Raw genomic sequence first — 1,479 nt, 5'->3', positions numbered from 1 at the left:
TTTATGAACAGTATTAAAGATAAAAATAAAGAGTTATACAGACAATTGAAATGTTATTGGAAAAACCTTCTTACTAGTTATGATGAATTAGATAATGGTACCCACAAGAAGTTTAAATACTTTAAGTACATCACTACCGAACAAGATATTGTCAACTACCTAATTAAGCAAGATCCTCAACTATATAAGTGTTATTGGCTTATCCAAGAACTTAGAGAAGCTCTTGAAAAAGATGATTTTGATAGGTTTAAGTCTTTAATTAACGATAAATCTACTTTACCTAGATATATGTTTACAGCTATTAAAACACTTAGAAAATATAAAAGACAGATTAAGAATACTATGTACTACAATGGGCTTTCTAACGGTCCTTTAGAAGGAATTAACAACAAAATTAAAGTTATTAAGCGTATTTCCTATGGTACTTTAAAGCTAAAATACTCCTTGTATTCAGTCTATTTACACCGTCAGAGACTAATAAGAAACCTAGATATTCAAAAGAAGAGCGTCAAGCTATTCTCGATAAAAAGAAAGAAATAAGATTAAAACGAAAAATAGGAAAAAAGCCATACTACTTAATATAGCATAGCTTCCTCCTATTTTTCAAAATCAACCAAATTTGACAAAGAACCAAAATTTTTTATTAAAACTAAATAACAAAAACAGCATATTATTTAAATAATATGCTGTTTTTTATTTAAAATTATTTAGCTACAGATGTTTTTGGCAGAGCTTTTTTAAATTCTAGATTATGTTTTTCGTTTTCTTTTTCACTTTTTTTAAATTCTAGATTATGTTTTTCGTTTTCTTTTTCACTAGGTTTAATAGGGGCAGTAGGTGTAACTTTCATTTTTTCTTTTAGTCCAGGATAAACTAGATAACTAGTAGCACTACTAAAATCATTTATGTTAGATATCCATGTACCACGAAGTTCATAAGATAAAACCCCATTAGTATTTCTAATGAAATACCAATCTACCATTACTTTTGTGTTATCTTTTCCGTCCCAGAAAAAGGCAAAAACCTGAACTGGTTCTACATAAGTAGAAGTTCCATTAGTGTAACCACTAATGTTAGTATGAGTCCAAACATTCTCAGATAGTAAATTTCTTATAGGTTTAATTGTACTCCAGTTCGTTATGTTAGGATTAGCTTCATAAGTTGCTCTTCCGTTTACAAATTTATAATCAGGAATATCTATTTTTTTCCCATTTCTATCTACAAAACTAAATAATGTCGGTCCACTTATAAAACGAAGTTGATGATTTTCACGGGTAGCATATCCTAAAGATTTATCATACTTGGCTTCTTCTTTGCTATCTACTGCATAAGCATTGTCAATATGTTTTGTAACTAAACCAAAACTCATACCACTTAGTAAAATACCACTCGCAACAAGACTTAATAAAAATTTTTTCTTCATTACATATCTCCTTTTAAATTTATATATATATTATTATATATATATATATATATGTC

Annotated in this window: 2 protein-coding genes; one reads left to right on the top strand and one right to left on the bottom strand. The window is 27.9% G+C overall.

The features are described from left to right. The coding region (locus JX287_RS00275; RefSeq protein ID WP_204641245.1) for a transposase at positions 1-540 on the top strand (540 nt) is incomplete at its 5' end. 163 nt (positions 541-703) lie between these two features. On the opposite strand, the gene JX287_RS00270 is transcribed toward JX287_RS00275, so the two are convergent. Further along, positions 704-1,423 carry a hypothetical protein gene (locus JX287_RS00270; RefSeq protein WP_204641244.1) on the bottom strand — a complete coding sequence of 240 codons (720 nt, stop codon included), beginning with the start codon at positions 1,421-1,423 and terminating at the stop codon, positions 704-706. Positions 1,424-1,479: the final 56 nt, after the last annotated feature.

This window comes from Gemella haemolysans, assembly GCF_901873445.1.
GTDB classification, from domain to species: domain Bacteria; phylum Bacillota; class Bacilli; order Staphylococcales; family Gemellaceae; genus Gemella; species Gemella haemolysans_C.
This window is presented reverse-complemented; position numbering and strand designations above follow the sequence as displayed.